The organism is Anabaena sp. WA102, from assembly GCF_001277295.1.
In the GTDB taxonomy this organism is placed as follows: domain Bacteria; phylum Cyanobacteriota; class Cyanobacteriia; order Cyanobacteriales; family Nostocaceae; genus Dolichospermum; species Dolichospermum heterosporum.
Genome location: NZ_CP011456.1, coordinates 5316349 through 5339992, shown reverse-complemented (window position 1 = coordinate 5339992; position 23644 = coordinate 5316349). Strand labels below are relative to the sequence as shown.

Here is a 23644-nt window from a genome sequence, read left to right as displayed (position 1 = left end):
ATTTAAAATCTAAGATTGTGATCACAAGTTTACAAAATTCTTTAGTTAAACAAATCCGCAAGTTGCACTCCACAAAGGAGAGAAATAAGCAACAACTATTTTTATTGGAAGGAACGCATTTGCTGGAGGAAGCTTGTGCGGTTTCCTATCCCTTAGATGCGGTATGTTGTACTTCGCAATGGCATGATACACATTACCAACTATGGGAAGTGATTTGTAGTCAGTGCTATCGGGTGGAAATTGTCAGTCCAGAAGTTCTAGCAGCAATGGCTACAACTGTCAATCCTGATGGTATAGTAGCTATCGCTCAACGAGAGGCACAACCAAGACAAATTCCTTTCACTGGCTTAGTTCTGGCCTTAGAAACTGTCCAAGATCCTGGTAACTTAGGAACTATGATTCGCACAGCCGCAGCCGCAGGTGCATCAGGTTTGTGGTTAAGTGAAGATAGTGTAGATTTAGATAATCCCAAGGTTTTACGAGCTTCTGCTGGACAATGGTTTCGCTTAAACATGGCTGTAAGTGCAGATTTGAAAACCACAGTTCGGCAAAGTCAGCAAGCAGGAATGCAAGTAATAGCTACCTTACCTAATGCCGATTCAACCTATTGGCAAGTAGATTGGCGTAAACCTAGTTTAATATTATTGGGTAACGAAGGGGCAGGATTATCAGCGGATTTAGCCGCATTAGCGGATATCCAGGTGAAAATTCCCCTCAGTCCTGGAGTAGAATCTTTGAATGTAGGGATCACTGCTGCTTTAATGTTATATGAAGCTCAAAGGCAGAAAATGCTGGATAAGCCGAAAACCTTAGTAAATCAAGAGTTTTCGGGTTGAAAAGGTGAATTAGGTGTAAGAAATCAGCTTTGAAACCGTTCATTTATCGGTTACTTTTCCAGATTTAATATTATTTCTTCCTCCTGAGTCCTGATTCCTATTTGTTTTTTTGCTCTAAATACTGTTCAATATCAGCAATTGCATCTTCCCAAGCGGCTAGATCAAAAGTATGAGTATTCTCACTGCTTTCTTGGTTTGTAGAATTACTTGTATCTGATATGGAATGATTTAGAACAATATCTTCTAACTGATTGAGGAATTCCTCAATATCTTGATCAACAGAATTGCTTTGAGAGTCTTTAATAGGCTTCATAATCTTCATAAGAGAATCATGATTGATGTATGTAATGATGAGTTGCAGTGACTAATCCAACCTTCTGTATGAAGATGAATAAATTTGTAAAACAAGGGTTAATTTGGCTGGGTACAGCTACCATTGCCTTGAGTTTAATGGCGTGCGATAACTTGTTTGCCCCTCAAGGTAATCTGGTTGAGAGAGTCAGTGATGGTGACACATTAGTGTTGAAAAATGCTGATGGTCAAAAGTTCACAGTGCGGTTTGCTTGTATTGATGCTCCAGAAATACCCCATTCTCAGAAAGAAAAAAAGAGTAAAATTACTAAAGATGTAAGTCAGTTTGTTTGGGGGATGAAAGCAAAAATACGGATAGAGGAACTGATCAAGCAAACAGATAATCGTGTACAGTTAAATATCACAGACAGCGATAGCTATGGCAGAAAAATTGCAGAGGTGCGTTTAAAAGATGGCACTTTTTTACAGCAAGTTTTGCTAAGAGAAGGATTGGCTAAAGTATATCGTTCTTATTTAAGTAAATGTCCGAGCAAGGACATAGTACAACAAGCCGAAGCACAAGCGCAACAGCAAAAAATTGGGGTTTGGAGTGATAAAAAATTTGTTGACCCTTGGGATTATCGGAAAATAAAAAGACAAATTAGAGATTAGTGGAATGTCACTCGATTTTGGATTGACTCTACCCTCAAGTGTATAAGTAGGTTAATACAATAAAACCAAACTGTGTAAAGAAACGTAAAATCGCAGCAATTCTCATTTTGAAACGAGTTTGCGCCATTTCGGCGAACTGCTTGCAGCAGCGCTTCGCTATCCCCGGATTTGTTAAGAATTGTAAAACCCTATGAATTTAAGGGTTTAAATGTCATGAAACCTTAAAATGAGAATTGCTGGTAAAATCGCTGAAAACTTCTTTACTATTGCCTTGCTATAGTGAGAATTTTTAACGCCAAGCTACTTACTTGGATTCATCCATATTTCTAATCGGCTAAAAAGTTGGGAAGAAATCAGAGTTAAACACAAATAAATTACAGCCACAGCCGCATAAACTTCAAAAGCGCGATAATTTTCTGAAACAATTAATTGTCCTTTTCTAAATAATTCCTCAAACCCAATTACAGCAACTAAACTAGTATCTTTCAATAAACTAATAAACTCATTACCTAAAGGTGGTATCATGCGGCGTAATGCTTGAGGAAAAATCACATAAGTCATAGTTTGCACAGAATTTAAACCGAGTGATTTGGCTGCTTCTGATTGTCCAATTTCAATAGATTGAATTCCTCCACGCACAATTTCCGCAATATAAGCTGCACTATTTAAACTTAACGCAATTACTCCAGCCGCAAGACGATTTAAAGTCAAAGTAAAACCCATCTCTTGAGAAATTGCTGGTAAGCCAAAGTAAATCATAAATATCTGTACCAATAACGGCGTTCCTCGGAAAAAATCTATATAAGCCCTGGCTAAAAACCGCAAAGGTTTAATATGAGAAAGCCGAATTATCCCAATTAGAGAACCGCTAGTTAAACCACATAAACCTGATATAAATGCTAATTGTAATGTTACCAATACACCCGTTAATAAAGTTGGCAAAGATTGCCAAAATACAATAAAAGAATTTAATCTAGTTGTGTTGTTTTTTATGAATGGTAATGTTTCTGGTAATATTGGCGGTGTAGATTTAAACCATTTTTGGTAAATTTGCTCATAGTTACCGTTTTGTAATACCTTTGTTAAACCTTGATTAATTAAAGATAAATAAGGAGAATTTTTAGCAGTTGCAATTCCATAAAATTCCTCAGTTAGTAATTGTTCTATAACTTTGATTCCTTGCAAATTACCTGTATTAATAGCATATAAAGTTACAGGTGCATCATTAATAACTGCATCTACATTGCCATTTTGTAATTCTTGGAGGGCTAATGGTGCAGAGTCAAAACTGCGAACTTCCGCCCCAATCACACTTTTAGCCTTTTCTGCGCCGGTTGTGCCAATTTGAACAGCAATTTTTTTATTTTGGAGACTGTCAAAGCCTGTAATATTTTGATTATCTGCACGAATAGCTATGGCCAAACCTGCTTTAAAATAGGGACGAGAAAAAGCCACTGTCTTCGCCCTCTCTGGGGTAATAGTAATGGAACTAATCGCCCCATCTATAGTTTTAGCTTGCAGTGCGGGAATAATGCCATCAAAAGGTATACTCTGAAATTCTACCCGAAAATTAGCAGCAGTCGCTATTGCTCTCATTAAATCAATTGAAAACCCTGCTAACTCTCCACCTTTACTTTGAAACTCAAAAGGCGGAAATGCTGGTTCAGTAGCTACTCGGAGAATGTAATTTCCGCGATAATTTCCACTACAACCAGCCAATAAACCACAAATTAAGACAATAAGCACACACAACCGACTAAAATCAAATCTTACCATCTCCCCCTCGGTCGCATCATCTGCACTTAGAGTAGTTCATTCACAAGACTACAACAAAGTCATAGATTATATGAACTAAAAGAGAATGAAGAAAGTTAAGATATGTATCTTCTCTGTTTTGAATTTTTATAAAAATTCACGCAAGAACTCAAAAGGATTATCCTCCCAACAGGGTTCGGGTACTAACCAAACCAATTTGCTTTTAATCTCGTCTTCAATTTCATCGCTATCGTCTCTATCAAATAGTGAAGTTAAAAGTTAAAGCTTCCCAATCGCGTTCTCTTAAGGAGTTCAAAGAGCAATGAGTTGTGTAAATGCGGGATAAGTTAAAGCATTTTCAAAATTGGTAACTGGTTCTGCTGTTTGCATCAAGCAATTTTATATTAAAATTGCCAGTAAATTATGAAAAGTATATTGCCAAGTTAATATATTCAGTATAAGTGAGGTATTTCTTTTACCACATCTAATATTTCCTGAATTGTGAAATAAATATAGTAAAATACTGGTTCTCCATTAATTTCTATAGTACCGTATTTTCGATGTGGACGGCCTTGCACGTCTTTATCGGAAAAATCGTTAGGCTTAGGATCATAACCACGATAATCTTTCCGAAAACTTACCAACTTAATTGGAGTGCATTCTTCATCAAAAGTGATACTCCATTTTATTTTTAATTTTAATTTACCATCAGAATCTCGTTCTAAGTCATGAAAGAAGTTTTTATAAAAATAGTTTATTTCAATTCTTTTGGAATCTTGAAAATCTTTTTCTGTAATAAGTTTTGAATACGGTAATTGAGTTCTATTAATAACAGCAGGATTGATTTTTTCGATTTTCTTGAAAAATTTATCCGCTTGCCAAATTATGTAATTTTCTACAGCCTTCTTTTGCTTCTGGTTAGCAAAAGATATAAAAGGAATATAAAGACTCTCAAAGGCTGTATCTGTAGATCGGATTCCAATTATATCTGACTCAAAATTCATAGATTATCTTCTAAATAAATATTTTGTATTAAAGAGAAATTTGCCCTAAAAATTACTATACCATTTAGGTTTAGTTTTTGTTCCAATTCACCTAATGGATTAGATGGTTCTACATTATAGTAATAAGGAATAAAAAACTCACTTGCAGAAACCTCGTGTGTTTGCTGGAGAGCATATTCGTATGTAAGTTGCTTGATGATATCTAAATGATATTTGTTCGCTGATTTTGGAGCTAGTTTTTTATTTTTATAAAACTTTAATGGTACATCTTTATAATCAATTATTTTGATGAAATTACCCTCTATAACATTATTGTCAATTTTTTTAGTATTCGATTCTATAATTAAATCAGGACGGATAAAACGACGTAATGCTTGACTTCTATTTCGTTTTTCAAACTTATTATACTTGGGTTGTTGGTAAACTAATGTTCCATCATTTAAATCAAATTCAATGCAAAACAGTTCATCCCATTGAAATTTTTCGGCTACTTTTCCTGAAGATTTAGAAATATTGGAATTTGTGCAGTAAACCCATTGATTCCAACGTGCAGATCCACCATTAGCTTTGCGGTTTCCAACTCGATGTTTATCTTCCTCTTCTCTTTGTGGGTTATCATAATCTTTCAGAGGTATATCTGTGTCCGCATAGCAAATTTCGTTGCGGTGTTTCTTAAAGAAATAGCTATGACACATATCCTCCCAAATTAGAGAAAACCCATATATTCCCCAAAATTCACCATCACCTTTCTCAGGATTTAGATCACCGTAAAGGAATGTTTCAATAGCTTCATAAATTCCCCAATAATCAGTATCTTTGTAATAGGTATTCTTATCTATATTATCTAGTGATTCTTTAAGAACATTAATAGTCTCCTCAAAAGTATCCTGGTCAAAAATAGACTGGTTACTAGTTAAATAATCCTCCTTGAAGCCTTGAGCAAGAAAATGAATTTCTTGACTTCGGGCTTTAATATTATCTGGTACATCACCATTTAACTGCTCAACAATCTCATCGAGAATATAACAATACAGATTTACAATATCGGTGCTTTGATAGCGTATCGTCAAACAAGGTAGATCCATCATCTCAACATAAATTACATCATTATTTATATTTAGATCATCTTTTAAATAGATAGCACGATCTAGATATTTATGAAGTTGAGAATAGTCGATATCTTCACTACGTCTAACTTTCTTTTGGATGGAGTTGATTGCTAAGTCATCGTAAGCTTCTAGAACTCGCTCAATCATTTTAATCTTACTGTAGAGTACACAAATATCTCCTTCCTCTGTTTGTATCTTGACTCCACCAGATGAAATAGTCGTCTGATCCTGTTCTCGCTGAAAGTCAGGTTGATTTATGTTGAATCGGTTGGAGTCTAAATTATCGCGTTCAAACTTGCGAAAGGTGCGATACATCTTAAAAAATAAATCTCGTACTGCGTTGAAGTCATCCTCTGGAAAATTCTCAAAGCCATTTGGCAGACAAAACTCGAAATTATCTCCAACTTTAGATTTACGAATACCAATAAAAAAATCCTTAGAACCTTTAACTAGATTAAAACTGGAAAAATCAAACATAGAAATTAAAAATGTAGGCTAATATTTCCACTTTACAGCACTTCCCGGTGTTATGAGGTACATATCTAGCGGGCAAGATGCCCGCACTACAAGAGTTTCATGATTCAACTTTGTACCTCATAAGAGCGGAAACCGCTGTATATACGAATAGTGCAGTTAGTTCTTGAAATTGATTATATTTTTAACAAAAGTATTATGTAGTTTAGTGAAATCTCCAAAAGTTACCAGGTCATCTTTTTTTACTTTTAGAAGTTCTAATAGTGGCTTTTTATCACGATTAAAAACGCTGTCCCATAAGAAAAACATTAGTTTATTCTGTATTTGTTCAGCAGTAACTGAATCTTTGATGAAGTAATACCCAATTTGTTTGTCTTCAATTCCCCTAATTGAGTCATGGTATTTTTTGATGAAGGTGTTAAGTTTTGTAATAAGATTTCTCCATTCTTGTTCGTTTAAAACTCCATCTTTTCCATAGGTAGCCTTAAGAGGCTTGCTATGATCCCAGTTTACAAACTCCCAATCCCAACGACGCTTAAAGGCACTGTCCATGAAATAAATCGAATTATCAGAAGTGTTCATAGTCGCCAGAATAGAAAGATTAGGTGGAATTTTAATGCTTCTGTTTACCAAATCAAAATTTAAAAATTCAATTTTCTTTTGTAATGTTTCTAATTTAGCTACTTCTTCATAAGGTTGTAGCTTATAACTATTGATATTTCCTCTTTCATCATAACCAAATTTAGTTCCTACCAATTCTAATAGCTTGAAAAATTCGATAGTAGTTATATTAATTCCATAACTTGACCAACCATCTTTATCTCTATCTAAAAGTTGAAAAACAGTACCAAATATCGCGGAAGAATTACCCCGATTTATTTCATCAATAACAAGAGCAACATTTTTGGGTTGGTTCAGAAATGTTGAATAGCGTAATAAAACTTTACATATTGAAATAAACTTAGCCTATAAGTGCTATTTTTCATCTTATCCAAATAAGTTTTCTAAACCAATGAACATAACTTATTTCCTGACACATATAGGACTGAAGATAACGGAGTTTATCTAATAAAGTTTTGCCAAATTCTTGCGGTATTTCTATTAGTTGCAATATCAAATAAGCGATTAAACAGCACATTATCTGAATTCTAATTCCATTCTCATTCTTTGTCATAAGTCTGTCTAACTTGAGGTGCATTTTTAAGAATTTCCATAACAATTCAATTTGCCATCTTTGTATGTAAATTTCCATAATCTCTTGATTACTAACTTGCTCTTCTCCTTCATTTAATAAGTTTGTTGCTAAACGAAATTCACTCTTAGTTTCTATATCACAAAATGCTACTACTCTAATTTCCACTTCTCTTTCATCTTTGCCAACTTTACAATTACCATTTTCTAGCATTTCTAAAGTGACATTATTTTTAATTCTTAAGACAAAAGCCAGAAATGTTGAATAGCGTAATAAAACTTTACATATTGAAATAAACTTAGCCTATAAGTGCTATTTTTCATCTTATCCAAATAAGTTTTCTAAACCAATGAACATAACTTATTTCCTGACACATATAGGACTGAAGATAACGGAGTTTATCTAATAAAGTTTTGCCAAATTCTTGCGGTATTTCTATTAGTTGCAATATCAAATAAGCGATTAAACAGCACATTATCTGAATTCTAATTCCATTCTCATTCTTTGTCATAAGTCTGTCTAACTTGAGGTGCATTTTTAAGAATTTCCATAACAATTCAATTTGCCATCTTTGTATGTAAATTTCCATAATCTCTTGATTACTAACTTGCTCTTCTCCTTCATTTAATAAGTTTGTTGCTAAACGAAATTCACTCTTAGTTTCTATATCACAAAATGCTACTACTCTAATTTCCACTTCTCTTTCATCTTTGCCAACTTTACAATTACCATTTTCTAGCATTTCTAAAGTGACATTATTTTTAATTCTTAAGACAAAAGCTTTATTTTTTTGTTGTTTTAATTCAGATATTCTTTCGGAGGATGCAAATCCTCTATCCATTATCCCTACTCCTTTTGACGGAATTGCTTCTACTGTTTCTTGTCCATATTTATGGTCATGTCCTTGCCCAAAATGAATCACCATTCCACCAACTTCTGATGTCAAACTATCTAACCCACAAAATAGTTTTACTTGATGATATCCTTGACTCCATAATAATTTACTTGTTAATGTAATAATTGTTGAATCTATAGGAAATAATGCTTGGGTTTCTTCCTTTCCTTTTTTCTTTCTCAGTTGATTGTTTAATTCAGTTATTATCTCCAAAAATACTTGAGTATCTCTCTTTTTACTTGCCTTGGAAAAATTTGATATTTTTAAATCTATCCCTTGATTATTTAGTCTTTGAAATAAATCTCTCATACTCACTATACTTTTATCCATGACATACTGTAACCACACTGATACAAATGAAAATGTGTCCAGAACTGGATAATCTTTTTTGGGCAATGGTTTCAATATTGTTTTGACCACTTCTGGGAAATTCTTTAAGCGCATAATTTGATAATTCTTTATCTAGATTTTTTTAGATTGTATCAAATTATGGTACTTTTTTTTAATCTTTTCCTAACATTCAACACTTCTGGACAAAAGCTTTATTTTTTTGTTGTTTTAATTCAGATATTCTTTCGGAGGATGCAAATCCTCTATCCATTATCCCTACTCCTTTTGACGGAATTGCTTCTACTGTTTCTTGTCCATATTTATGGTCATGTCCTTGCCCAAAATGAATCACCATTCCACCAACTTCTGATGTCAAACTATCTAACCCACAAAATAGTTTTACTTGATGATATCCTTGACTCCATAATAATTTACTTGTTAATGTAATAATTGTTGAATCTATAGGAAATAATGCTTGGGTTTCTTCCTTTCCTTTTTTCTTTCTCAGTTGATTGTTTAATTCAGTTATTATCTCCAAAAATACTTGAGTATCTCTCTTTTTACTTGCCTTGGAAAAATTTGATATTTTTAAATCTATCCCTTGATTATTTAGTCTTTGAAATAAATCTCTCATACTCACTATACTTTTATCCATGACATACTGTAACCACACTGATACAAATGAAAATGTGTCCAGAACTGGATAATCTTTTTTGGGCAATGGTTTCAATATTGTTTTGACCACTTCTGGGAAATTCTTTAAGCGCATAATTTGATAATTCTTTATCTAGATTTTTTTAGATTGTATCAAATTATGGTACTTTTTTTTAATCTTTTCCTAACATTCAACACTTCTGGGGTTGGTTGATTTGTTTACCTTCTTTATCGTAGGCATCTTTTATATTTTTATAAGCTTGAGATAGGGCTTTTAGAAAATGTCCTTCATAATAGTTGTACTCTACTTTACCAGACTTGGTAATTGGCACTAACTTACCCATGAAATCCCCATAAGTATATTCTGGATGAAAAACTGTCTTAATGATGTTTTCTGGATTTTCTTTACCTATATCTAAATCATTAGGGATAATCTCGGTAACAATTCTGTAACTTTTGCCAGTTCCAGGGCTACCGAAGATAATTTTTTGAATGGGTTGATTCATGATTGCGGACACCTGATAAGCAACTATTAAAACTCAATGCAAACATTATACATTAATACTTGGTATGTCAACTAGCTATATGTAAGCTGTAAAACTTTTTTACTCTCATCACCCCCTATCCGGTAAACTCAAAGATGCTGCGTTAATCCTGAATATGTCCGACTCCCAAGTAAGTGCTGCTGTTGCGAAACTCTACGATACCTACCCTTTCCCCCCCGAACCTATCCTCGACGAACCACCACCAGGATATAATTGGCGTTGGAATTGGTTAGCTGCTTATAGCTTCTGCACAGGTAGAAAACCGCAAAGGCAAGATATCCGCATTTTAGATGCTGGTTGTGGTTCAGGAGTCGGCACAGAATATTTAGTACATCTCAACCCGCAAGCGCAGGTAGTGGGAATAGATTTAAGTGCTGGTACATTAGAAGTAGCAAAAAAACGCTGTCAAAGTTCCGGTGCTGACCGTCTGGAATTTCATCACCTAAGCATCTATGATGTGGAACAAATTCCAGGACAATTTGATTTAATAAATTGTGTTGGGGTGCTTCATCATCTACCAGATCCCATTCGTGGTATCCAAGCATTAGCGAAAAAACTCACTCCAGGTGGAATAATGCACATTTTTGTGTATGGAGAACTGGGAAGATGGGAAATACAACTCATGCAAAAGGCGATCGCTCTTCTTCAAGGTAACAAACGCGGTGACTATCGTGATGGCGTTCAAGTCGGAAGAAAAATCTTTGCTTCTCTACCAGAAAATAACCGCATTGTCAAGCGTGAAAAAGAAAGATGGTCAATGGAAAACCAGCGGGATGAATGCTTTGCTGATATGTACGTCCATCCCCAGGAAACAGACTACAATATTGATACATTGTTTAAATTCATAGATGCTTCCGAATTAGACTTTGTAGGTTTTTCCAATCCCGGATTTTGGCAACTAGAAAAGCTTCTAGAAAAAGCACCAGAACTAATTGAAAGAGCCGCCGAACTCACAGAACGTCAACGTTATCGGTTGATAGAATTACTGAATCCTGAAGTAGCACATTACGAATTTTTCCTCAGTCGTCCCCCCCTACCCAAAACCGACTGGTCAGCAGATAAGACTTTATTAACTGCAATCCCCGAACTTAACCCTTGCATAGATGGGTTTCCCAGTCAATGTTTATTTAACTATGATTACCAAATTGTTAATTTATCAACAGCCGAATTTGAGTTTATGCAAAAATGTGGTAATAATGCCACAGTGGCTGAAATTTTAGCCCAAGTCAAGCTAGACTTAGACGGAGTAAGAAACCTCCTCAAACAACAACTACTCTTACTAACCCCCGCTTCATGAAAAAAATCAGTAACTAGGCGATTATCTTGCCACTGACAACTGACCAATAACAACTGACAAAAAATAAGTTAATTGTTTTTTTCTAAAGTAGTGTTACCGGATCGTGATATGATTCAACTGACTGAATGTGCAGTCATCTCATATTAGCTGTACTGGTTTCAAGTCTCGTGAGCTTGTCAGAAGAATCAATTGCACCGACTCAGACAACACAACAAGATGAGAAATCTGGTTTTGCTCAAACAGAACCAGTAAGCTCTTCCATGCAAGAGTTCTATCAACTCTATCAGAAGTTGCTGGTAATCACACTTGTGTTGACGGGGATTATTTTTATCTCTGTGTGGATTTTTTATTCCTTAAACATAGCCCTAAATTATTTGATTGGGGCGTGTACAGGTGTGGTTTACTTAAAAATGCTGGCTAACGATGTCGAGAGACTTGGTGGTGAAAAACAAAGTTTGAGTAAAAATCGTTTTGCTCTGATCATGATACCGATTATATTGGCGAGTCAATGGCATCAGCTACATATTCTGCCTATATTCTTGGGATTTCTCACCTACAAAGCTACCCTCCTCATCTATATGGTGCAAACTGCATTCATTCCTGAAGCTTAAAGGGTGTAGGGGTCTAGCAGTGCTAAACATAAACCTCTACAGACTACAGACAATCCTCCAATCCTCGATTTTTGGGGAAAACCCTTGAAGAACGCCCATGCTTAGTGTATTAAACGCTTTTAACGCTTTTCCCCTCGCCGAATTAGAAGTAGGTCATCACTTCTTGTGGCAACTGGGCAGTCTCAAAATACATGGGCAAGTATTTCTCACCTCATGGTTTGTGATTGCTATCCTAGTAATAGCATCACTAGCTGCCACCAGAAACGTCCAAAAAATTCCTCGTGGCATCCAAAATTTGATGGAATATGCCCTAGAATTTATTCGGGATCTAGCTAAAAACCAACTCGGAGAGAAAGAGTATCGCCCCTGGGTACCATTTATTGGTACGCTATTCTTGTTTATCTTCGTATCAAATTGGTCAGGAGCATTAATTCCCTGGAAGCTAATCCACTTGCCTTCTGGTGAACTAGCAGCACCTACCAACGACATAAATACAACAGTCGCATTGGCATTGCTAACCTCCTTGGCGTATTTTTACGCTGGATTTAGCAAACGAGGTTTAGGCTACTTTAAAAAATATATCGAGCCAACACCGATTCTATTGCCAATTGCCATTCTCGAAGATTTTACCAAGCCCCTCTCCCTAAGCTTCCGTTTATTTGGAAATATATTGGCGGATGAATTGGTAGTGGCGGTATTGGTATTGCTCGTGCCTCTCTTTGTGCCTTTGCCAGTAATGGCTTTGGGTTTGTTTACTAGTGCTATTCAAGCCCTAGTATTTGCGACCCTAGCCGGAGCGTATATTCATGAGGCTTTAGAGGGACACGGCGAAGAAGGACATGAGGAGCATTAACGCCCTCAGTTGATAGCCCAGTTTAGACGAGCAAACTTGCTCAAAACATCGCCACAGCGATTTGAAAACCTAGTGCAGTGTGAAAACACACATCTAGTTGTTACGTACATTTGTAATTTTTGTAGTTAAAGCAAGGAAAATCGTCATGGATCCATTAGTACAAGCTGCCTCAGTTCTAGCTGCTGCTCTCGCTATCGGTTTAGCTGCAATTGGACCTGGTATTGGTCAAGGTAATGCAGCAGGTCAAGCAGTAGAAGGTATTGCCCGTCAGCCCGAAGCAGAAGGCAAAATTCGCGGCACACTACTTTTAACCTTAGCCTTCATGGAATCCTTGACAATTTACGGTTTGGTAATTGCCTTGGTATTGCTATTCGCTAACCCTTTTGCCTAAGACCGAAAAAGTTTTGTTAGTGTAGAGACGTGAAAGATGTCACTAGATTTTGGATTTTGGATTGACGATTTTGGATTGACTCCACCAAACAAGTGTAGAGATTGAAGATTTGGGATTGACGTTAGCGAAGCGTACGCAGCGCAGCGAGTATTTTTCCGTCTTGAAGGACGGGGATTATACCAAATTTTTTGAATCTAAAATCTAAAATCTAAAATCTAAAATTCCCGGTGACAGATAGCGAAAAGCTGGATATCTACACGCCTCTATAAACTAGCAACTTATTGATAATTAGTCAGAACGGGATTCGTAAAATTATCAAAGGCTAGATCATATCACTAGCCAAGAAAATTAGTATTCCAGCCAAAGAGGAGAGAAATGTTTGATTTCGATGCTACCTTGCCATTGATGGCATTGCAATTCCTGTTGTTGGCAGCTTTGTTGAATGCAATTTTCTACAAGCCTATGACTAAGGTATTGGATGACCGGGATAACTATGTCCGTACCAATATCCTTGATGCTCGTGAGCGCTTGGCTAAAGCTGAAACCTTAGCAAAAGAGTATGAGCAGCAACTGTCATCTGCGCGTAAGCAGTCTCAATTGACTATAGAAGCTGCCCAGAATGAAGCTAAGAAAATTACGGCACAAAAAATAGCCGAAGCCCAACAGGAAGCCCAAGCCCAACGCGAACAAGCTGCTCAGGAAATAGAGCAGCAAAAGCAAGCAGCTATGGCTACCCTAGAAGGACAAGTTGATGCCCTCAGCAACCAGATTCTAGAAAAACTATTAGGACCAGCTTTGGCGAAGTAGTTCCGACTATATGACCAAATTGGTGCTACGAAAGCATAAACACATTAGGGTGTATGCCCAAAAATGTGGCGAAATTTAAGTGTCCAAAAAATTGGCACTTTTTTCCCTGTCGGGAAAAATTAACGAATTACCAAGCGAGCAGCGCACTTGTAGATGGGTAACATGGGCAATATTTTATTACTTGCCGCAGAAGCTGTTCACTCTGAAATGGCAGAAGGCGCAGCAGAAGGCGGTTTTGGTCTAAACCTAGACATCCTGGAAACCAATCTAATTAACTTAGTAATTCTGATTGGCATACTATTCTACTTTGGACGCAAAGTTTTAACTAATATCTTGACTGAAAGACGCTCCGGTATTGAAAGCGTTATTCAAGATGCAGAAGGACGCTTGCGGGAAGCACAAACTTCTTTGGCTAAAGCCCAAGGACAGTTAACCCAAGCACAGCAAGAGGCACAGAGAATCACTCAAGTAGCTGAACAAAATGCTCAGGCTGCTAAAGAGGCTATTTTAGCTAAAGCAAATTTAGATGTAGCCCGGTTAAAAGAAACCGCAGCATCTGATTTGAATGCAGAACTAGAGAAAGCTATCTCCCAACTTCGACAAAAAGTAGTGCAGCAAGCACTACAAAAAGTAGAAGGACAACTCAAGGGTGGTATTAGCGCAGATGCTCAACAAATTTTAATTGATCGTAGCATCGCACAACTGGGAGGCGAGATATGAAAAGTGATGCAGCTACCGCTGAAATATCTCAGCCTTATGCACAGGCATTGTTATCCATTGCTCAATCTCAAAACTTAACAGAAGAAGTTGGGGGAGATGCACGGACTTTCTTGAGCTTATTAACAGGGAGTCAAGAACTCACAGGCTTTTTGAGCAATCCCTTTGTGAAGCCAGAAAACAAGAAAAATGTCCTCAGACAATTACTTGGCGAAGGTGTAAACCCCTGCCTCCGTAACTTTTTACTGCTGTTAGTTGACAGAAGACGGATTGCTTTTTTAGAACCGATTTTACAGCAGTATTTGGCGTTATTACGCCAGCTAAATCAAACTGTATTGGCTGAAATTACTTCTGCGGTTCCCCTCACAGAAACCCAACAGCAAGCAATTACAGAAAAGGTAATTACTCTGACCAAAGCTCGTCAAGTGGAATTAGCCACCAAAATAGACAGCGATTTAATTGGTGGTGTAATTATCAAAGTTGGTTCTCAAGTAATTGACGCTAGTTTGCGTGGTCAACTACGTCGTCTTTCCCTACGTTTAAGCAGTAACTAGAAAGTTCTGAATAAATGTCAATAGTCATTGGTCAATAGCTCATAAAAAACAACTGACAACTGACAACGGACAACTAACAACTAACAACTGACAACTGACAAATGAGTATTTCCATTAGACCTGACGAAATCAGCAGCATCATCCAACAACAAATCGAGCAATATGACCAAGAGGTTAAAGTTGCTAACGTTGGTACAGTGCTACAAGTTGGTGACGGTATTGCCCGGATTTATGGCTTGGAAAAAGCTATGGCTGGGGAACTCCTGGAATTTGAAGATGGTACAATTGGTATCGCCCAAAACTTAGAAGAAGATAACGTTGGTGCGGTACTGATGGGCGAAGGTCGGAGTATTCAAGAAGGTAGCTCTGTAACCGCTACTGGTAGAATTGCCCAAGTAGGCGTAGGTGACGCTCTCATTGGTCGCGTTGTTGATGCTTTGGGTCGTCCTATTGATGGTAAAGGTGATCCCAAAACTACTGAAACTCGGTTAATTGAATCCCCAGCCCCTGGGATTATTGCCCGTCGGTCTGTACATGAACCGATGCAAACAGGGATTACCGCTATTGACTCCATGATTCCTGTAGGCCGTGGTCAACGGGAATTAATTATTGGTGACCGTCAAACTGGTAAGACAGCGATCGCTATTGACACCATCATTAACCAAAAAGGTGAAGATGTCGTTTGCGTTTACGTAGCTATCGGTCAAAAAGCTTCCACCGTTGCTAACGTAGTCCAAACCTTACAAGAAAAAGGCGCGATGGACTATACAGTAGTTGTCGCAGCTAACGCCAGTGACCCAGCTACCCTGCAATTCCTCGCTCCCTACACAGGTGCTAGTATTGCTGAGTATTTCATGTACAAAGGCAAAGCGACCTTAATCATCTATGATGACCTTTCCAAGCAAGCCCAGGCTTATCGCCAAATGTCCTTGCTCCTCCGTCGTCCACCCGGTCGGGAAGCCTATCCTGGAGACGTATTCTACATTCACTCTCGCTTGTTGGAACGTGCTGCTAAACTCAGCGATGAATTAGGTAAAGGTAGCATGACTGCATTACCTATCATTGAAACCCAAGCTGGTGACGTATCTGCATACATTCCTACCAACGTAATTTCTATTACCGACGGTCAGATTTTCTTGTCTTCTGACTTGTTTAACTCTGGTATCCGTCCCGCTGTAAACCCCGGTATCTCTGTATCCCGTGTAGGTTCTGCGGCTCAAACCAAGGCAATGAAGAAAGTTGCCGGTAAGATTAAACTAGAATTGGCGCAATTTGACGACTTACAAGCTTTCGCTCAATTCGCTTCTGATTTAGACAAAGCCACCCAAGATCAGTTGGCGCGTGGTGTGCGTTTACGGGAACTCTTAAAACAGCCCCAAAACGATCCTCTCTCCGTAGCTGAACAAGTAGCAGTTCTTTACGCTGGTATTAACGGTTATTTAGATGACATTGCAGTTAATAAAGTAACTACCTTTGCTAAGGGTTTACGTGATTATCTGAAAAATGTTAACACTGCCTATTACCAAGGCGTACAAGGTAGCAAAGCCCTTGGTGATACAGAAGAAGTAGCTTTGAAAGCCGCTCTCACTGAGTTCAAAAAGACCTTCCAAGCAGCAGCGTAACAGGTAACAGGTAATAGGTAGTGGGTAATAGGTAATAGCAATAACTTTTACCCAATTACCAATTACCAATTACCAATTACCAATTACCAATGACCTAAAAATTATGGCTAATCTCAAATCAATACGCGATCGCATTCAGTCGGTCAAAAACACCAAAAAAATTACCGAAGCCATGCGGCTGGTAGCTGCGGCGCGTGTCCGTCGCGCTCAAGAACAGGTAATTGCCACCCGTCCCTTTGCAGACCGTTTAGCTCAAGTATTATTTGGCTTGCAAACCAGACTGCGGTTTGAAGATGTTAACCTACCCCTACTGAAAAAACGCGAAGTTAAAACAGTAGGTTTGTTGGTAATTTCCGGCGATCGGGGTTTATGTGGTGGTTACAACGGTAACGTGATCCGTCGTGCCGAAAATCGTGCTAAGGAACTCCAAGCTGAAGGCGTAAACTATACTTATGTATTGGTTGGACGCAAAGCTACTCAATACTTCCAACGGCGGAATCAACCTATTGATGCTACCTACAGCGGTTTAGAACAAATTCCTACCGCCGCAGAAGCTACAAATATTGCTGATGAACTACTTTCTCTCTTCCTTTCGGAAAAAGTAGACCGGATTGAGCTAGTTTATACAAAATTTGTCTCCTTAGTTAGTTCCCGTCCCGTCATCCAAACCCTTCTACCTTTGGATACCCAAGGTTTAGAAGCAGCGGATGATGAAGTTTTCCGTTTAACTACTCGTGGTGGTCAATTCCAAGTGGAACGGGAAAAGGTAGCTAGTACAGTGACGGCTTTACCTAGTGACATGATTTTTGAACAAGATCCAGTGCAAATTCTGGATTCTTTGTTGCCATTATATCTGAGCAATCAGCTATTAAGAGCATTACAAGAATCAGCAGCTAGTGAACTAGCCGCACGGATGACAGCAATGAGTAACGCCAGCGAAAACGCCGGTGAGTTGATTAAAAGTCTATCTTTGTCTTACAACAAAGCTCGTCAAGCCGCAATTACCCAGGAACTTCTGGAAGTTGTCGGTGGTGCGGAAGCGCTTACTTAATTTGGTGATTGGTGATTGGAGGTAGTTGTAAAATGAACTATGGCCAATCATCAATTATTAATAATTATTGAACTTCAATTTATACTCTATTTTTATTGGTAAAGTTAATGATGATGTGATAATTCATGATATTTTTCTTCATATTAGATTATTTGAAAGGAACATATTCAACTACATTCATCCATTCGTCAATTTCAGAAGCCTGAGCAATAAATTCTAAATCTTTAACAAATTGACCAATTGTGCCACCTAATTGATGTCCAAAAATTAATCCTGAAAATTGTTTTCCTTCTATTTGCCAAGTTTCAGCTAATACGCGAAAACGGATATCTTGAGTAAACAGGACTCGTTTTAGTTCAGTCACTCTTTCTAATAATTTATCATCAGGAAGTTCTTGGGTTTCATCATCAAAGGCAGTTAATGCATCTACACCACGACGGCACAATTGTGATGTAATAGCTTGAGGCACATGAACATCCATATATAAAGCAATAGGCATTTACAACAGTCCTTTCGCTTTCATTCTGCTGTAAAAAGGGGATGGTACTGATTCCTTAATACTTTCCTGTACTTGTTCCCATTCTTGTTTAATTTCTTGGTCAATCTCTTCTTGGTGGTCGAAGTAATAACCCATAGTAGCATGAGCTTCACTATATGTTAAATAAGGATGTTGACGGCACATTTCCTCTACTGACCAACCATAAGCCAGATAATCCATGACAATTTGCGCTACTCTAATTCTCGGTAAACGCTGTAGTCTTGCTGACTGATGATCGTTTTTAACGATATGTGGGTAATTGAGGGTTAACATATTATTTTATCTAGCTAGGTTGCTATATGTTTATATTATGATAGAATCAGCAGTTATAGTCAGCCAGTCATGGGTACAAATTTTGATCAATTAATGATTTACGCGATCGCATTCTGCTTGAAGTATTAAACATCAATAACCGTGATGTAGCTTGACCAATATCAGTAATACCAATAATTTCGGCATTTTTTAGAATTAAACAATATTCACAACGTCCTTGAGCGCGTTCAATGACTAATTGACGTAGACTAAAAGAAGTGGCATTATTTGTCATTTTTAATTATGCTTTAAGTAACATCATTAATTGATCTAGCTGTTCATAAATATCTAATTCGCTATTTTCTGCTTTAGAAATTGTACCTATGCGGTTTTTTTCTAATAAGTCTTCTAACCTTTTTTGTGCTTGGGTTGAAACTTTAAATTTAGCTATTTGTTCCAGTGTTGGTTGTTTAATCAAAAAGTCTAAAACCTCAGTATAAGTGTTAGCAGTATCACTAGAATTAGTGAATTCTAATGTTTCTGGTGTATGTGTTTCTAACAGTTGTAAAAGCAATTCTGGAAGACGATGTAATAATGTAATATGGGTTGTAAGCGGTTTGCTAGTTCGTCCGGTACTTGAATTGTTAGTTGTGCCATTTTCGTTAGGGATGGTATGTTTATTTATAGGTTAGCGTGAAAAGTTATCAACCACGGCAAAAAACGTATGGTGGGATAGGGATGGTGCGTTACATTTCATTAACTCACCCTACAAGATCAGCGATCGCACTATACAGAAGAACGTCATTAATGGTTAGATCAGGTAACAATGGACGAAATACTAGCGGATATTAAGAGACATTAAGAAACAGTAGTTCCTTTTTCAATTACTACTGGATAACGCATTATTCTTCCTCCAATTGTGCTTGTCTCCAAATACTTTTTAGCATACCAATGGGTACATCAATATTAGGTTTACCAGAAACTGTAACTGTACCAAGTTTATCAGGATGTTTAAACTGTCGGTGACTTCCTCATCTTTTATAATTTCTATTTTACTCCTCATCATCATGCAAATTAGAAATATAAGATGGAAGTTTCCCAAAATTGATTCTTTCTATATATTTAATGGCGTGATGTTCTTCTAATGATGTTTTAATTAAGGTGTTTATTAACAACCGAAATTTATTAACATCTGCTTGAGATGGTGATTTTAATTGTGAAGCTAATAAACTGGAAATTTGCAAAATCAATTTAAGATTAGGTAAGTTAGCTTCGGTTTGTTCAATCAGTTCATATTTTTTATTAAGACAATATTCATTACCCACATGAGAATAATCAGCCAGTGTTTTTAATAGTTCTGGTTTCCAATTAATAATTACTTGTTTGATTCCTGGGATTTTATTTAATAAAACAGTGATGATTTTCGGTAAATCAGGAATGAAATCACCCATATTTCTAAATCTATAGATGGGAGTATCCAGAATTAATTCGATTGTACTAACTGGTGGTGCGCCAAATGTATAGGTTTCTAATGTATAAGGTGCAATTGGTTTTAATTCGCTTTCACTAATTCGTTTAGTAATTAATGTAGCCGCAGCACCGCCTAAACTATGTCCAGTTACGAAAATATTTTTGTTGGCGTTTTCTTCTCTTTGGATAAAGTCTTGTAATTGTTGCCAAAAACTTTTAACATAAAGATTAAAACCGGAGTGAATTGCTTCTGAATTGGGGAATGCTAGTAAGTTAAAGAAGTAATCATCTAATCTTTCTGTACCTCTAATAGCAATGACAATATCATTTTCTGTGGATAGGAGTAAACCACAACAAACTAATTCATCGGTATCACTTAAAGGACGTGGTGCTGAGATAAATTCTATGGTTTGATATGGTTGTAAAAAGGATGGAGTACCTGTTTTTAGGATATCGCTAACTATATCATTTCCTTGTTTATAGGCGACGTAAGCGAGTTGAGAAATACAAGCCATTTCTAGGGTGCGTTGTCTGTCGGTGGATGTTTTCATGTTGGTTAAAGAAGTAAATGTTTGATTTTATTTGTGCAAAATAGATATGGTAGCTCAATCTATTGTATAATCAACTATGTAGTTCGCTGATAAAATATGCAAGATACCCTAACCATTACTATTACTCCAGAACTGAAAGCAGCACTTTTAGAAATTACTCAAACTGAAGGTATATCTGCTGATAGTTTAGTCGGTAAAGCTATTGAGGACTACATCTTTACCCACAAATTCCGTGCATTGCGTTCTGACTTGATGCAAAAGAATGAAACAGTTTACACAGATGAGGAAATTTTTGAGATAATTTCATGAAGCTAGTTATAGATACTAATAATTAATAATAACATTTGTAACACTATGTTCTAAAAATATGAATAAACAATATAGAATATATTTAGATGTTTGTTGCCTTAATCGTCCTTTTGACGACCAAACTCAATGGCGAATTAGGCTAGAAACTGAAGCAATTTTAGAAATTATCAATCATTGTCTATCTGGAAAATGGCAATTAGTCAGTAGCACAGCTTTAGAATTAGAAATCGCCAGAACTCCAGATATAAACAGGAGAGAACAAGTACAGAAAGTCTTAACAATAGCTCATGATAAGATTTTAGTCACAGAAGAAATTACTCGACGAGCAATAGAATTAACAACCTTTAACATTAAAAAATTTGATGCTTTTCATCTGGCTTGTGCTGAAAATAACGCTGATATTTTCTTGACCACTGATAGTCGTCTATTGTCAAAATCATTAAGCTATAAGGATAATATAAATATAATAGTTGCTAATCCAATGATCTGGTTGGCAGAAGCTACTAATAATATTGTACAAGGAGGAGAAAATGACCCCAATTGAACTATATAGAAAAGGATTTAAAGCTCTTGTAGATGCTTTAGGATATGTTGACGCTATCAGATTTATTCGTCAATTTGATAATGGTAGTGGAGACTATACAGAAGAACGTCATCAATGGTTAGATAATGTAACAATGGATGAAATACTAGCCGATATTAAGAAACATCAAGAAAATATCTAGGGGAAAAAATAAATAGGTTTAGAAAGAGATTTATCGGCTGAAGAAATACAAGCCATTTCTAGGGTGCGTTGCCTGTCGGTTAATGTTTTTATGTTGGTTAAAGAAGTAAATTTTTGACTTTATTTGTGCAAAATAGATATGGTAGCCAGATATATTGTATAATTAACTATGTAGCTCGCTGATAAAATATGCAAGATACCCTAACTATTGCCATTACTCCAGAACTGAAAGCAGCACTTTTAGAAATTACTCGAACTGAAGGTATAATATCTCTAATCTATAGCTCTTTAGGGTAAATATATGGAAATAGAAGGTCGGATAATGCGTACACTTGCCCCCGAAGAAGAGGAACTAGAAAAGAAGAAGACGGAGTTAACTGGACTCGAAACAGAATTAGCACAGCGTGAGTTAGATTTAACTACCCTCCAAGCTGAGTTACACGCCTTTGAACGAGAATATTTTCGAGTGATTGGTATCCGTTATACTGAACTGGATCGCATTGAGGATCAAATTGCCGAATATATGGCATCTTTAGAAGCAGTAAAGGCTTTTAAACAGTCTCAAAGTCTTAAACAATTGTATCGAGATGTGGCGAAATGTATTCACCCAGACTTAGCAACAGATGAAAAGGAACGGTTACGCCGACAAGAATTAATGGCTCAAGTGAATCAAGCTTATGAAAATGGAGATGAGGAAAAAATCAGAGAAATTTTACAATCTTGGGAAAATAGTCCTGAATCTATCAGAGGTGAGGGAGTTGCGGCTGAATTGGTTCGTACAATTCGTAAAATTGCTCAAGGTAAACAACGTTTAAATACAATTTTCATGGAAATTGATTTATTAGAGAAAACTGAATTATATCAGTTGAAATCATCTGTTAACATGGCTGAAAAGTCAGGACGCAATTTATTATCAGAAATGGCTAATCAGTTAGATGAACAGATTTTGATTGCCCAACATAAGTTAGATGAATTAAAAACTCAATTAGGATTATATAAATGACCAACGATCATCAACAAAATAACCAAAACAAGATTGTATCTAGTAATCAAAAGCTCACTAGATATTCATCTGAATTATTAAAAAGAGGATTAGATTTAGCTAAGTCAATTGAGCAAGAAACAATTACTCCTGATGATTGGAGGTTAAAAGGTAATGATTTATTTAGGAATGGGGCTTATGAAGAAGCACTTATTTGTTATGAGAAAGCATTAGAACTAAATCCAAATTACTCTTTAGCTTGGAATAATCGAGGTAGTGTTTTTGGTATGTTAAAACGCTACGAAGAAGCTCTTCTTCCTTATGATAAAGCATTGGAAATTCAGCCAAATAACGATATGGTTTGGAAAAATAAAGCAAAAATTCTAGGTAGTAATTTAAATCGCTATGAAGAAGCAATTTATAGTTATGAACAAGTTTTAAAAATTAACCCAAACGATGCCGAATCTTGGTGGTTAAAAGGTGCTGATTTAGCAGAAATAGGTCATTATGAGGATGCTATCAAAAGTTATGACAAAGCTTTAGAAATCAACCCTGATTCCTGTGAGGTATGGCTAATTCGCGGAAATCAGCTAAATGATCTGGGTAGATATGAAGAGGCACTTACAAGCTATGGTAAAATATTAGAAATTCAGCCTAATGAAAAACATGAATTTGTTGCTTGTGCTTGGCAAATGCGAGGTGTAATATTAGATGAATTAGATCGTCATGAAGAAGCACTTTTTAATTATGAAAAAGCTCTTAACTTCAGACCTAATGAATATATTCTTTGGTTTGCGTGTGGAAATAAATTATATGCTTTAGGTCGTCATGAAGAAGCACTTAGCTCCTATGATAAAGCATTAGAAATTAAGCCAGATCATGGAATATCATGGTATAACAAAGGACAAATACTAATTGAAATAGAACTGTATGAAGATGCAATTGATTGTTATGATCAAGCTTTACTATTTACAACTGATAATCCAATGATTTGGAATAACAGAGGTTATATACTAGAGAAGTTGGGGCATTTTGAAGAAGCACTCAATAGCTATGACAAAGCTTTAGAAATTGAATCTAACTTTGAGTTGTCTATTAATAATCGTAAAAGGCTTTTAAATAAGGATAGAGAATCCGTAATATCTTAACTAAGTTTTG

At 36.5% G+C, this 23644-nt stretch carries 28 protein-coding genes and 4 pseudogenes; 16 read left to right on the top strand and 16 right to left on the bottom strand.

All coding sequences use genetic code 11. From position 1 onward, the window contains the following. Positions 1-17: 17 nt before the first annotated feature. Positions 18-836 (top strand): TrmH family RNA methyltransferase, encoded by an 819-nt coding sequence (locus AA650_RS23550; RefSeq protein WP_053540879.1) that lies wholly within the window; start codon positions 18-20, stop codon positions 834-836. 97 nt (positions 837-933) lie between these two features. Here AA650_RS23550 and AA650_RS23545 read toward each other — a convergent pair whose 3' ends face one another. Then, complete coding sequence (locus AA650_RS23545; RefSeq protein ID WP_039199664.1) at positions 934-1149, bottom strand: hypothetical protein; 216 nt, start codon at positions 1147-1149, stop codon at positions 934-936. A gap of 74 nt (positions 1150-1223) precedes the next feature. Between AA650_RS23545 and AA650_RS23540 the strand changes: the two genes are divergently transcribed. After that, complete coding sequence (locus tag AA650_RS23540; RefSeq protein WP_039199637.1) at positions 1224-1799, top strand: thermonuclease family protein; 576 nt, start codon at positions 1224-1226, stop codon at positions 1797-1799. 300 nt (positions 1800-2099) lie between these two features. Here the strand turns inward: AA650_RS23540 and AA650_RS23535 are convergent, their stop codons facing one another. The 9 genes and pseudogenes from AA650_RS23535 to AA650_RS23500 form a co-directional block, all read right to left on the bottom strand. After that, positions 2100-3575, bottom strand: a complete 1476-nt coding sequence (locus AA650_RS23535; RefSeq protein WP_053540878.1) for an ABC transporter permease subunit — start codon at positions 3573-3575, stop codon at positions 2100-2102. A gap of 126 nt (positions 3576-3701) precedes the next feature. Next, positions 3702-3891: pseudogene (locus tag AA650_RS28910) on the bottom strand (hypothetical protein). A gap of 115 nt (positions 3892-4006) precedes the next feature. Continuing rightward, a complete protein-coding gene (locus AA650_RS28400; protein ID WP_051155249.1) occupies positions 4007-4558 on the bottom strand; it encodes a hypothetical protein in 552 nt (183 codons plus the stop codon). After that, positions 4555-6144, bottom strand: a complete 1590-nt coding sequence (locus AA650_RS23525; protein WP_053540877.1) for a hypothetical protein — start codon at positions 6142-6144, stop codon at positions 4555-4557. The genes AA650_RS28400 and AA650_RS23525 overlap by 4 nt, the downstream gene beginning before the upstream one ends. A gap of 156 nt (positions 6145-6300) precedes the next feature. Further along, a complete protein-coding gene (locus tag AA650_RS23520) occupies positions 6301-6897 on the bottom strand; it encodes a hypothetical protein (RefSeq protein WP_199924333.1) in 597 nt (198 codons plus the stop codon). A gap of 226 nt (positions 6898-7123) precedes the next feature. Continuing rightward, a pseudogene (locus tag AA650_RS23515) lies at positions 7124-7579 on the bottom strand (transposase); the annotation flags it as partial. A 73-nt stretch (positions 7580-7652) separates the two neighbouring features. Further along, entirely contained in the window at positions 7653-8672 is a 1020-nt protein-coding gene (locus AA650_RS23510) for a transposase (RefSeq protein WP_053537527.1), read from the bottom strand. Between the two features lie 76 nt (positions 8673-8748). After that, positions 8749-9327 carry a transposase gene (locus AA650_RS23505; protein ID WP_199924331.1) on the bottom strand — a complete coding sequence of 193 codons (579 nt, stop codon included), beginning with the start codon at positions 9325-9327 and terminating at the stop codon, positions 8749-8751. 76 nt (positions 9328-9403) lie between these two features. Next, positions 9404-9718 (bottom strand): hypothetical protein, encoded by a 315-nt coding sequence (locus tag AA650_RS23500; RefSeq protein WP_053540876.1) that lies wholly within the window; start codon positions 9716-9718, stop codon positions 9404-9406. 154 nt (positions 9719-9872) lie between these two features. Between AA650_RS23500 and AA650_RS23495 the strand changes: the two genes are divergently transcribed. The 9 genes from AA650_RS23495 to AA650_RS23455 all read left to right on the top strand — a co-directional run bounded on the left by AA650_RS23495 (position 9873) and on the right by AA650_RS23455 (position 17660). Further along, on the top strand, positions 9873-11054 hold the full coding sequence (locus AA650_RS23495; RefSeq protein ID WP_053540875.1) for a class I SAM-dependent methyltransferase: 1182 nt from the start codon (positions 9873-9875) through the stop codon (positions 11052-11054). Between the two features lie 125 nt (positions 11055-11179). Then, on the top strand, positions 11180-11665 hold the full coding sequence (locus tag AA650_RS23490) for an ATP synthase subunit I (protein WP_172891155.1): 486 nt from the start codon (positions 11180-11182) through the stop codon (positions 11663-11665). A gap of 97 nt (positions 11666-11762) precedes the next feature. Beyond that, the gene (gene atpB, locus AA650_RS23485) at positions 11763-12518 is read left to right on the top strand and encodes a F0F1 ATP synthase subunit A (protein ID WP_027403078.1); all 756 of its coding nucleotides are present in this window, start codon (positions 11763-11765) and stop codon (positions 12516-12518) included. Positions 12519-12663: 145 nt separating this feature from the next. After that, the gene (gene atpE / locus AA650_RS23480; RefSeq protein ID WP_013192016.1) at positions 12664-12909 is read left to right on the top strand and encodes an ATP synthase F0 subunit C; all 246 of its coding nucleotides are present in this window, start codon (positions 12664-12666) and stop codon (positions 12907-12909) included. Positions 12910-13284: 375 nt separating this feature from the next. Continuing rightward, positions 13285-13716 (top strand): F0F1 ATP synthase subunit B', encoded by a 432-nt coding sequence (locus AA650_RS23475; RefSeq protein ID WP_053540874.1) that lies wholly within the window; start codon positions 13285-13287, stop codon positions 13714-13716. Between the two features lie 153 nt (positions 13717-13869). Beyond that, complete coding sequence (locus tag AA650_RS23470; protein WP_053540873.1) at positions 13870-14436, top strand: F0F1 ATP synthase subunit B; 567 nt, start codon at positions 13870-13872, stop codon at positions 14434-14436. Beyond that, positions 14433-14987, top strand: coding sequence for an ATP synthase F1 subunit delta (gene atpH, locus AA650_RS23465; protein WP_053540872.1), 555 nt, complete (start codon positions 14433-14435; stop codon positions 14985-14987). Before AA650_RS23470 ends, atpH begins: the two co-directional genes overlap by 4 nt. A 101-nt stretch (positions 14988-15088) precedes the next feature. Then, positions 15089-16609, top strand: a complete 1521-nt coding sequence (atpA, locus tag AA650_RS23460) for a F0F1 ATP synthase subunit alpha (protein ID WP_039200455.1) — start codon at positions 15089-15091, stop codon at positions 16607-16609. Positions 16610-16712: 103 nt separating this feature from the next. Further along, positions 16713-17660, top strand: a complete 948-nt coding sequence (locus AA650_RS23455; RefSeq protein ID WP_053540871.1) for a F0F1 ATP synthase subunit gamma — start codon at positions 16713-16715, stop codon at positions 17658-17660. A 148-nt stretch (positions 17661-17808) separates the two neighbouring features. Here the strand turns inward: AA650_RS23455 and AA650_RS23450 are convergent, their stop codons facing one another. The 6 genes and pseudogenes from AA650_RS23450 to AA650_RS23430 all read right to left on the bottom strand — a co-directional run bounded on the left by AA650_RS23450 (position 17809) and on the right by AA650_RS23430 (position 20471). Then, on the bottom strand, positions 17809-18159 hold the full coding sequence (locus tag AA650_RS23450) for a DUF5615 family PIN-like protein (RefSeq protein WP_053540870.1): 351 nt from the start codon (positions 18157-18159) through the stop codon (positions 17809-17811). Further along, a complete protein-coding gene (locus AA650_RS23445; RefSeq protein WP_027403085.1) occupies positions 18160-18471 on the bottom strand; it encodes a DUF433 domain-containing protein in 312 nt (103 codons plus the stop codon). A gap of 67 nt (positions 18472-18538) precedes the next feature. Next, complete coding sequence (locus AA650_RS23440; protein ID WP_053540869.1) at positions 18539-18745, bottom strand: hypothetical protein; 207 nt, start codon at positions 18743-18745, stop codon at positions 18539-18541. 6 nt (positions 18746-18751) lie between these two features. Then, positions 18752-19107 (bottom strand): annotated as a pseudogene (locus AA650_RS23435) (hypothetical protein). A 245-nt stretch (positions 19108-19352) separates the two neighbouring features. Beyond that, positions 19353-19469 (bottom strand): annotated as a pseudogene (locus AA650_RS27250) (type II toxin-antitoxin system HicA family toxin); the annotation flags it as partial. Between the two features lie 33 nt (positions 19470-19502). Then, a complete protein-coding gene (locus AA650_RS23430) occupies positions 19503-20471 on the bottom strand; it encodes a lipase family protein (protein WP_053540868.1) in 969 nt (322 codons plus the stop codon). Positions 20472-20567: 96 nt separating this feature from the next. On the opposite strand from AA650_RS23430, the gene AA650_RS23425 reads away from it, so the two are divergent. From AA650_RS23425 to AA650_RS23405, 5 genes are all read left to right on the top strand, one after another. Further along, positions 20568-20780 carry a hypothetical protein gene (locus AA650_RS23425; RefSeq protein WP_053540867.1) on the top strand — a complete coding sequence of 71 codons (213 nt, stop codon included), beginning with the start codon at positions 20568-20570 and terminating at the stop codon, positions 20778-20780. 58 nt (positions 20781-20838) lie between these two features. Then, on the top strand, positions 20839-21324 hold the full coding sequence (locus tag AA650_RS23420; protein WP_053540866.1) for a type II toxin-antitoxin system VapC family toxin: 486 nt from the start codon (positions 20839-20841) through the stop codon (positions 21322-21324). Beyond that, positions 21311-21505 (top strand): hypothetical protein, encoded by a 195-nt coding sequence (locus AA650_RS23415; RefSeq protein ID WP_053540865.1) that lies wholly within the window; start codon positions 21311-21313, stop codon positions 21503-21505. The genes AA650_RS23420 and AA650_RS23415 overlap by 14 nt, the downstream gene beginning before the upstream one ends. 321 nt (positions 21506-21826) lie before the next feature. Beyond that, positions 21827-22507: a molecular chaperone DnaJ gene (locus AA650_RS23410; protein WP_053541389.1), complete on the top strand. Its 681-nt coding sequence runs from the start codon at positions 21827-21829 to the stop codon at positions 22505-22507. Beyond that, complete coding sequence (locus AA650_RS23405; protein WP_053540864.1) at positions 22504-23634, top strand: tetratricopeptide repeat protein; 1131 nt, start codon at positions 22504-22506, stop codon at positions 23632-23634. The genes AA650_RS23410 and AA650_RS23405 overlap by 4 nt, the downstream gene beginning before the upstream one ends. The last annotated feature ends 10 nt before the right edge of the window (positions 23635-23644 follow it).

What these genes read in the sequence shown, in the direction of transcription:
- AA650_RS23445 (WP_027403085.1), bottom strand. Translation starts at nt 18,471, where the DNA reads ATGTTAACCCTCAATTACCCACATATCGTTAAAAACGATCATCAGTCA.
- AA650_RS23540 (WP_039199637.1), top strand. Translation starts at nt 1,224, where the DNA reads ATGAATAAATTTGTAAAACAAGGGTTAATTTGGCTGGGTACAGCTACC.
- atpH (WP_053540872.1), top strand. Translation starts at nt 14,433, where the DNA reads ATGAAAAGTGATGCAGCTACCGCTGAAATATCTCAGCCTTATGCACAG.
- AA650_RS23415 (WP_053540865.1), top strand. Translation starts at nt 21,311, where the DNA reads ATGACCCCAATTGAACTATATAGAAAAGGATTTAAAGCTCTTGTAGAT.
- AA650_RS23475 (WP_053540874.1), top strand. Translation starts at nt 13,285, where the DNA reads ATGTTTGATTTCGATGCTACCTTGCCATTGATGGCATTGCAATTCCTG.
- AA650_RS23525 (WP_053540877.1), bottom strand. Translation starts at nt 6,144, where the DNA reads ATGTTTGATTTTTCCAGTTTTAATCTAGTTAAAGGTTCTAAGGATTTT.
- AA650_RS23500 (WP_053540876.1), bottom strand. Translation starts at nt 9,718, where the DNA reads ATGAATCAACCCATTCAAAAAATTATCTTCGGTAGCCCTGGAACTGGC.
- atpB (WP_027403078.1), top strand. Translation starts at nt 11,763, where the DNA reads ATGCTTAGTGTATTAAACGCTTTTAACGCTTTTCCCCTCGCCGAATTA.
- AA650_RS23440 (WP_053540869.1), bottom strand. Translation starts at nt 18,745, where the DNA reads ATGACAAATAATGCCACTTCTTTTAGTCTACGTCAATTAGTCATTGAA.
- atpE (WP_013192016.1), top strand. Translation starts at nt 12,664, where the DNA reads ATGGATCCATTAGTACAAGCTGCCTCAGTTCTAGCTGCTGCTCTCGCT.
- AA650_RS23455 (WP_053540871.1), top strand. Translation starts at nt 16,713, where the DNA reads ATGGCTAATCTCAAATCAATACGCGATCGCATTCAGTCGGTCAAAAAC.
- AA650_RS28400 (WP_051155249.1), bottom strand. Translation starts at nt 4,558, where the DNA reads ATGAATTTTGAGTCAGATATAATTGGAATCCGATCTACAGATACAGCC.
- AA650_RS23470 (WP_053540873.1), top strand. Translation starts at nt 13,870, where the DNA reads ATGGGTAACATGGGCAATATTTTATTACTTGCCGCAGAAGCTGTTCAC.
- AA650_RS23505 (WP_199924331.1), bottom strand. Translation starts at nt 9,327, where the DNA reads ATGCGCTTAAAGAATTTCCCAGAAGTGGTCAAAACAATATTGAAACCA.
- AA650_RS23420 (WP_053540866.1), top strand. Translation starts at nt 20,839, where the DNA reads ATGAATAAACAATATAGAATATATTTAGATGTTTGTTGCCTTAATCGT.
- AA650_RS23430 (WP_053540868.1), bottom strand. Translation starts at nt 20,471, where the DNA reads ATGAAAACATCCACCGACAGACAACGCACCCTAGAAATGGCTTGTATT.
- AA650_RS23450 (WP_053540870.1), bottom strand. Translation starts at nt 18,159, where the DNA reads ATGCCTATTGCTTTATATATGGATGTTCATGTGCCTCAAGCTATTACA.
- AA650_RS23545 (WP_039199664.1), bottom strand. Translation starts at nt 1,149, where the DNA reads ATGAAGCCTATTAAAGACTCTCAAAGCAATTCTGTTGATCAAGATATT.
- AA650_RS23405 (WP_053540864.1), top strand. Translation starts at nt 22,504, where the DNA reads ATGACCAACGATCATCAACAAAATAACCAAAACAAGATTGTATCTAGT.
- AA650_RS23535 (WP_053540878.1), bottom strand. Translation starts at nt 3,575, where the DNA reads ATGGTAAGATTTGATTTTAGTCGGTTGTGTGTGCTTATTGTCTTAATT.
- AA650_RS23495 (WP_053540875.1), top strand. Translation starts at nt 9,873, where the DNA reads ATGTCCGACTCCCAAGTAAGTGCTGCTGTTGCGAAACTCTACGATACC.
- AA650_RS23490 (WP_172891155.1), top strand. Translation starts at nt 11,180, where the DNA reads ATGTGCAGTCATCTCATATTAGCTGTACTGGTTTCAAGTCTCGTGAGC.
- AA650_RS23510 (WP_053537527.1), bottom strand. Translation starts at nt 8,672, where the DNA reads ATGCGCTTAAAGAATTTCCCAGAAGTGGTCAAAACAATATTGAAACCA.
- atpA (WP_039200455.1), top strand. Translation starts at nt 15,089, where the DNA reads ATGAGTATTTCCATTAGACCTGACGAAATCAGCAGCATCATCCAACAA.
- AA650_RS23425 (WP_053540867.1), top strand. Translation starts at nt 20,568, where the DNA reads ATGCAAGATACCCTAACCATTACTATTACTCCAGAACTGAAAGCAGCA.
- AA650_RS23410 (WP_053541389.1), top strand. Translation starts at nt 21,827, where the DNA reads ATGCGTACACTTGCCCCCGAAGAAGAGGAACTAGAAAAGAAGAAGACG.